Raw genomic sequence first — 7,948 nt, forward strand, 5'->3', positions numbered from 1 at the left:
CCCCTCACTCAGAAATTTTCTCTTTAACCTCTTTTGTCTTCTTTACCGCTGACTCTTTAACTTCCTTTGTTTTCTTAACCGTCTTATCCTTTAGATCTTTAGCCTTTTCCTTCATATCATCTTTTGCATCTAGGGCTTTATCTTTAAGTTTACTAGCCTTATCGCTAACATTTTTCTTAGCATCATCTAGCTTTTCACCCATCTCCTTACTCTTTTTAACAACCTTATCTTTTACACTATCTGTCTTTATAGTTGTCTTTCCGCTAGTTGATAGGTCTGATTTGATATTTTCAAATGTAGTATCGCCTATGCCTTTTACATTTTTAATATCATCTATACTATTAAATTTATTTGTCTTGCGATACTCTATTATAGCATCAGCCTTACTCTTGCCTATACCATTAATACTCATAAGCTCCTCTTTTGTGGCGGTATTTATATTTACCGCACCAAACAAATAAGTAGCACCAAGTAGGCTTGCTAGTAGTAGTTTTTTAAAGCTCATTATATATCCTTTGTATAAAATTTAATTCATTATATTTTAATACATTAAATAAAGTGTAACTTACCAAAGCCTATAAAGACAGCTAAGCAATATGTCTTATATTCCCTAGATGAGAGTTTACTATAAGTGTGCCTTGCTTTATAGGCATTATTTAATAATACAATCCTATACCTAAAGCATAAATAGCATTTTACCTTTTAAGCTTTGTTTTTATATAGGGGGTATAATAATTTTTGATTTAAGAGCATAAAAAGGGGTAAATCATGCAAATACCTAAAATACAAGCTCATAGCCTTGCTAACACCCAAGATACATTTTTAAAAGCAAGACTCTCTTATAATTCAAGCTTTGTTTACGCAAGTATTTCACAAATGAGTAGTTCTATTAACGCACGTGGAAAAATATATGAAGAACAATACTCTAATGCCTTTAGTAGCAGTGGGCAAATCAGTATTGATGAGCTAAAATCTCAGCTAAAAACAGAATTTTCATATATTGACTTTGTGGATTATGATACGAAAAAGCCTCCACTTGGACGCTCTCAGGTTTATATAGATAGAGAGAATTTAAAGAAAATGGCAAATGATGAAAACTACCGTGCTAAAATTTTTGGCTTAATAAAACGCGAAACCGAATCAGAAGCAAACCAGGGGGCTGGATATAAATTTATGGACTCAAGTAGAGGTGTCGCGCATGTAACTAGCAGGGTTTTAATGAGCATAAGCAAAGATAATGATGGCGAACCACCTTATGTTGGATATGCTGCGGGTTCATTTTCATTTGAGGGTTCATCAAGCTCATCATTTAACCCAAAGCGTGATACATTTAAACAGATACAAAAGCGTATCGAAGAGAAAAAGGAACAACAAAGGCTTGAAGAAAAAAGAGCCGAAGCAAAAAGAATAGAGCAAAAACTTGAGCAAAAGCATATCGAAGAGATGAGAGAGCTTAAAGAACTTGTGAGTATAAATTTTAATCAAACAAGAACTTATAATAACTTTGTTTTTAGTGCTCAGCCTAGTACTAGCAGTGAAGGTTTTTATGTTTAGTTTGATGATTATATATGTCTAGTTATTTTTTATAATTTATAATAAATACAACCCCTAATAGCAATATAGGTTAAAGCAAATACCAATTGTAACTAAAACCAAGGCTATTGTCTTTAATTATATAAACACAACAACCGCAAGACAAGATAAAACTCAGTAAAAAGAAGAGCGGGCAAACATAACATGCTTATATTTTATAAACTTAGACAACAAGGCAAATATGCAAATAAAATAAAGATATAAATTTTGTAATTGTAAAAATTATAAGAGATAAAATATAATAAATTTTAGCGATAAATACCTAATATATAAGCTTAGAGTCATCTTATTTAAAATAAAAGTAGTGAAATTTATTTTACATTACCTTCTAAAAACTTTACACTTTTTTAGACTATAAAAACATAATATTAAAAACCCAATAATAAAAATAGCCCTAAAATAAACTGCTATAAAAATAAAGATATAAATAACTATTAATATAAAATAAGAAACGATTCTAAGATAAAAGTATAATTAACAAAGCTCGCAGCGACCTACTTTCCCGACATCCCAGTAAGGGAGAGTATCATCAGCCATGACGAGCTTAGCTTCTTGGTTCGAGATGGAGCAAGGCGTTTCCTCGTCTGTATAGCCACGAGCAGTGTTAAATAAAACTTAGAACTAAATCTTATTTAACACTGTTTGTGTTATTTGATGTTAAGAGTTAAAGCTTGTTTATAAAACAACTTATTTTTCTTGTTTAAGGTATTTTACTTATAAAAGTAATGTTGCAAGTATTTTTTTCTTAGACAAGGCAGATTTAAACGAAACAAGGGAGTTACCTTATAGGTAATGACCGAAGTTGAGTGCAAATCTAACGCAGTATAAGAGAAAAAACGATGCAAGATTTTATCCTTAACAAGGAAGTGATGCTTATAAGATAAGCAAACGAGCTATTAGTACTGGTCAGCTAAATGACTTTCATCAATTACACACCCAGCCTATCAAACTAGTAGTCTACTAGAGCTCTTAAAAGAAGATTCATCTTGGAGTTGGCTTCGAGCTTAGATGCTTTCAGCTCTTATCACATCCGAACTTAGCTACTCAGCGATGCCCTTGGCAGGACAACTGATACACCAGTGGTTCGTTCAACCCGGTCCTCTCGTACTAGGGTCAACTCTCCTCAATCTTCTTACGCCCACGGCAGATAGGGACCGAACTGTCTCACGACGTTCTGAACCCAGCTCGCGTACCGCTTTAAATGGCGAACAGCCATACCCTTGGGACCTGCTCCAGCCCCAGGATGCGATGAGCCGACATCGAGGTGCCAAACCTCCCCGTCGATGTGAGCTCTTGGGGGAGATCAGCCTGTTATCCCCGGGGTACCTTTTATCCTTTGAGCGATGGCCCTTCCACACAGAACCACCGGATCACTAAGACCGACTTTCGTCTCTGCTTGACATGTACGTCTCGCAGTTAAGCTGGCTTATGCCTTTATACTCTACGAACGATTTCCAACCGTTCTGAGCCAACCTTTGTAAGCCTCCGTTACATTTTGGGAGGCGACCGCCCCAGTCAAACTACCCACCAGACATTGTCCTGCATGAGGATAACTCATGCCAGTTAGCTATCAGAATAAAGAAGAGTGGTATCTCAACAATGGCTCATATATAACTGGCGTCATATAATCAAAGCCTCCCACCTATCCTGCACATCTTTATCCCAATAGCAGTATCAAGCTATAGTAAAGGTCCACGGGGTCTTTCCGTCTTGCCGCGGGTAGGAGGAATTTTCACCTCCACTACAATTTCACTGGATCCCTCTTTGAGACAGCTCCCATCTCGTTACGCCATTCATGCAGGTCGATATTTAATCGACAAGGAATTTCGCTACCTTAGGACCGTTATAGTTACGGCCGCCGTTTACTCGGGCTTCGATCAAGAGCTTCGCATTGCTGCTAACCCCATCAATTAACCTTCGAGCACCGGGCAGGCGTCACACCCTATACATCCTCTTACGAGTTAGCAGAGTGCTGTGTTTTTGGTAAACAGTCGGGAGGGACTCTTTGTTGTAACCTTCAATGCTTACGGAGTAAATCTTTCACAAAGTTAGGCACACCTTATACCGAAGATACGGTGCTATTTTGCAGAGTTCCTTAAAGAGAGTTCTTCCACGCGCCTTAGAATACTCATCCCACCCACCTGTGTCGGTTTACGGTACGGGCAACATTATCTAAACTTAGAAACTTTTCTTGGCTCGACAGTATCAAGGATTCAGATGCCATTCCGAAGAATTTTATCTGCCTGTAGGGTCTCGGCTTAAAAAGATCCGGATTTGCCTGGATCTTAACCTACACCTTTCGACCAGCACTTCCATCCGCTGGCTCCTTTAACTCTAAGCGTCCTTCCATCGCACAATAATGTTGGCATTGGAATATTAACCAATTTTCCATCGCATACCCCTTTCGGACTTTGCTTAGGACCCGGCTAACCCTACGATGACGAGCATCGCGTAGGAAACCTTGGGTTTACGGCGTTGGGGATTCTCACCCCAATTATCGCTACTCATGCCTGCATGCTCACTTCTATCCGCTCCAGCGCTCCTTACCGGTACACCTTCAACGCTGAATAGAACGCTCTCCTACCACTTAGTAAAACTAAGTCTAAAGCTTCGGTACTCATTTTAGCCCCGTTATATTTTCCGCGCAAAATCACTAGACCAGTGAGCTATTACGCTTTCTTTAAAGGATGGCTGCTTCTAAGCCAACCTCCTGGTTGTTTCAGTAACTTCACATCGTTTTCCACTTAAATGAGATTTAGGGACCTTAGCTGTTAGTCTGGGTTGTTCCCCTCTCGACGACGGATTTTATCACTCGCCGCCTGACTGCCATGATTACACACTAGGTATTCGGAGTTTGATAGGGTTTGGTACATTGGTGTATGCCCTAGCCCATTCAGTGCTCTACCCCCTAGTGTTACTACATGACGCTATACCTAAATATATTTCGGAGAGAACCAGCTATCACGATGTTTGATTGGCCTTTCACCCCTATCCACAAGTCATCCCATAGCTTTTCAACGCTAGCGGGTTCGGTCCTCCACTGGCTCTTACACCAGTTTCAACCTGCTCATGGATAGATCACATCGTTTCGGGTCTGCAGCATCTGACTAAACGCCCTATTAAGACTCGCTTTCGCTACGGCTCCGGGTTTCCTTAACCTTGCCAGACACCACAACTCGCAGGCTCATTATGCAAAAGGCAGTCCATCACCCTGATAAATCATAGGGCTCTGAATGATTGTAAGTAAATGGTTTCAGGTTCTATTTCACTCCGATCACCTCGGTTCTTTTCACCTTTCCCTCACGGTACTTGTACGCTATCGGTCTAGTAGTAGTATTTAGGGTTGGATCGTGGTCGACCCAGCTTCAGACAGGATATCACGTGTCCCGCCCTACTCAGGATACTGCTAAGTAAAACATCGCTTTCATATACGGGAGTATCACCCTCTACGCTCAACCTTTCCAGATTGTTCTATTAGCTTTGTTTAGTCTATATTGCAGTCCTACAACCCCGTTAGTAAACTAACGGTTTGCCCTCTTACGCGTTCGCTCGCCGCTACTAGCGTAATCTCTATTGATTTCTCTTCCTGTTGGTACTAAGATGTTTCAATTCCCAACGTTAGCTCCATATTAGGTAGTTAAGCTCGCACTTAACTGGGTTGCCCCATTCGGAAATACCCGGATCAAAGCCCCTTGACGGCTCCCCGAGTCTTATCGCAGCCTGGCACGTCCTTCATCGCCTCTACTAGCCAAGGCATCCACCATTCACTCTTAGTAGCTTACCTTTTATTAGTATATATTTATATTCTAATTCGCATCACTTCCTTGCTAAAGATAACATATGTTACTACATTTAAATTCTACAATCCAAGACGGAAAGCATTGACAGATAGTATGGATAAGTTTTAAATCCCATAAAATCTTGTGATGTCAAACTTCTGCATTTAATGCAAGAAAGTAGATATTTAAATCTTTAACAAGTCCTGTAAAATTGTTTTTATTAAAACTTGCTTGTGACTCTTAACAATAATAATTCAAAGAACATTTAGACAATAAAAGTCTAAACGAAATACTTTTATTAAAAAGTACTTGGTTTAGACTTTAAAACTATTAAATAAGCACTGCTTTTTAAGGGCTGTGATTATAGCTAAAAAGAGCTTATAAAAGCTTTAATGGTGGGCCTAACAAGACTTGAACTTGTGACCTCACCCTTATCAGGGGTGCACTCTAACCAGCTGAGCTATAGGCCCTTTACACTTTAAATTTCTGGTGGAGAATAGCGGGATCGAACCGCTGACCTCCTGCGTGCAAAGCAGGCGCTCTCCCAGCTGAGCTAATTCCCCAGAATATCAATCTAAATTCTAATAGATAGATAAATCTTTATTAGCTGTCAATCTTTCAAAACTAAACAAGTGTGATTGAGTTCTCATTTCTGAACTGATAGTTGTGAGACTTATCAGTTTGTACTCTAGAAAGGAGGTGATCCAACCGCAGGTTCTCCTACGGTTACCTTGTTACGACTTCACCCCAGTCGCTGATTCCACTGTGGGCGGTAGCTAGTTTAGCATTCCGACTTCGAGTGAAATCAACTCCCATGGTGTGACGGGCGGTGAGTACAAGACCCGGGAACGTATTCACCGTAGCATGGCTGATCTACGATTACTAGCGATTCCGGCTTCATGGAGTCGAGTTGCAGACTCCAATCCGAACTGGGACATATTTTATAGATTTGCTCCATCTCGCGATATTGCGTCTCATTGTATATGCCATTGTAGCACGTGTGTCGCCCCGGACATAAGGGCCATGATGACTTGACGTCGTCCACACCTTCCTCCTCCTTGCGAAGGCAGTCTATTTAGAGTGCTCGGCCTAACCGTTAGCAACTAAATACGTGGGTTGCGCTCGTTGCGGGACTTAACCCAACATCTCACGACACGAGCTGACGACAGCCGTGCAGCACCTGTCTCAACATTCTAGCAAGCTAGCACTTCCATATCTCTACAGAATTTGTTGGATATCAAGTCCGGGTAAGGTTCTTCGCGTATCTTCGAATTAAACCACATGCTCCACCGCTTGTGCGGGTCCCCGTCTATTCCTTTGAGTTTTAATCTTGCGACCGTACTCCCCAGGCGGTATACTTAATCCGTTAGGTGCATTACTGCCTTGACTAGCAAAGCAACAACTAGTATACATCGTTTAGGGCGTGGACTACCAGGGTATCTAATCCTGTTTGCTCCCCACGCTTTCACGCCTTAGCGTCAGTTGAGTTCCAGCAGATCGCCTTCGCAATGGGTATTCCTGGTGATCTCTACGGATTTTACCCCTACACCACCAATTCCATCTGCCTCTCCCTCACTCTAGATTATCAGTTTCCCAAGCAGTTCTATGGTTAAGCCATAGGATTTCACAAAAGACTTGATAATCCGCCTACGCGTCCTTTACGCCCAGTGATTCCGAGTAACGCTTGCACCCTCCGTATTACCGCGGCTGCTGGCACGGAGTTAGCCGGTGCTTATTCGTCAGGTACCGTCATGGTTCTTCCCTGACAAAAGGAGTTTACGCTCCGAAAAGTGTCATCCTCCACGCGGCGTTGCTGCTTCAGGGTTTCCCCCATTGAGCAATATTCCCTACTGCTGCCTCCCGTAGGAGTCTGGACCGTGTCTCAGTTCCAGTGTGACTGATCATCCTCTCAGACCAGTTATGCGTCATAGCCTTGGTGAGCCATTACCTCACCAACTAGCTGATACAATATAGTCTCATCCTACACCGAAAAACTTTCCCGACTTAACTTATGTTAAGAAGGAGTATGGAGTATTAGCAGTCATTTCTAACTGTTGTCCTCCAGTGTAGGGCAGATTAACTATACATTACTCACCCGTGCGCCACTAAGATCAAATAGCAAGCTACTTAATCTCCGTTCGACTTGCATGTATTAGGCACGCCGCCAGCGTTCACTCTGAGCCAGGATCAAACTCTCCATATAAATTTATATGAAGTTTTTAATCTAAAAACTTTTAATTTTTTAATTAGTTTTAATCTGCTAAAATAAGCAGATTGGCTCAATCGATCACTTGTTTAGATTTCAAAGATTGACTAATAGTTTAACATTTATAATTTAAAAGAACAACGATAAAATAAGGAAAGCTTTATTAACTCAAGAAGGTTAAAAGTGGTTTCTCTCAACTCGTGAGCTGGAATTATATATGATAAGTGCTTAAATATCCCTTAAATATAAAAAAGAATTTTAAAAAGTTGAAAAAATATTAAAAACAGTGTAGAAATATATAATATATAGTAATAAGATGAGCTTAGAGATAAAATGGGATGTAAGTAAATTTGGGGTTTACTTACATTAA

General features: G+C 40.4%; 1 protein-coding gene, 2 tRNA genes, 3 rRNA genes and 1 pseudogene. 1 reads left to right on the plus strand and 6 read right to left on the minus strand.

The features are described 5' to 3' along the window. Nucleotides 1-268: 268 nt before the first annotated feature. A pseudogene (locus LQV35_RS09020) lies at nucleotides 269-505 on the minus strand (ComEA family DNA-binding protein); the annotation flags it as partial. A 263-nt stretch (nucleotides 506-768) separates the two neighbouring features. On the opposite strand from LQV35_RS09020, the gene LQV35_RS09025 reads away from it, so the two are divergent. Continuing rightward, nucleotides 769-1,554 carry a DUF6033 family protein gene (locus LQV35_RS09025; protein WP_230057550.1) on the plus strand — a complete coding sequence of 262 codons (786 nt, stop codon included), beginning with the start codon at nucleotides 769-771 and terminating at the stop codon, nucleotides 1,552-1,554. Nucleotides 1,555-2,074: 520 nt separating this feature from the next. Here the strand turns inward: LQV35_RS09025 and rrf are convergent. The 5 genes from rrf to LQV35_RS09050 form a co-directional block, all read right to left on the minus strand. Continuing rightward, nucleotides 2,075-2,193 (minus strand): 5S ribosomal RNA (gene rrf / locus LQV35_RS09030). 276 nt (nucleotides 2,194-2,469) lie between these two features. Next, nucleotides 2,470-5,377, minus strand: a 23S ribosomal RNA gene (locus LQV35_RS09035). 388 nt (nucleotides 5,378-5,765) lie between these two features. Beyond that, a tRNA-Ile gene (locus LQV35_RS09040) sits at nucleotides 5,766-5,842 on the minus strand. A gap of 17 nt (nucleotides 5,843-5,859) precedes the next feature. Next, nucleotides 5,860-5,935, minus strand: a tRNA-Ala gene (locus LQV35_RS09045). Nucleotides 5,936-6,064: 129 nt separating this feature from the next. After that, nucleotides 6,065-7,575, minus strand: a 16S ribosomal RNA gene (locus LQV35_RS09050). Together the 16S, 23S and 5S rRNA genes with 2 tRNA genes alongside form the textbook arrangement of a ribosomal RNA operon. Nucleotides 7,576-7,948: the final 373 nt, after the last annotated feature.

Source organism: Campylobacter suis, assembly GCF_905120475.1.
GTDB classification, from domain to species: Bacteria; Campylobacterota; Campylobacteria; order Campylobacterales; family Campylobacteraceae; genus Campylobacter_A; species Campylobacter_A suis.

Coding starts and splice junctions, on each gene's coding strand:
- LQV35_RS09025 (WP_230057550.1), top strand. CDS start 769: ATGCAAATACCTAAAATACAAGCTCATAGCCTTGCTAACACCCAAGAT.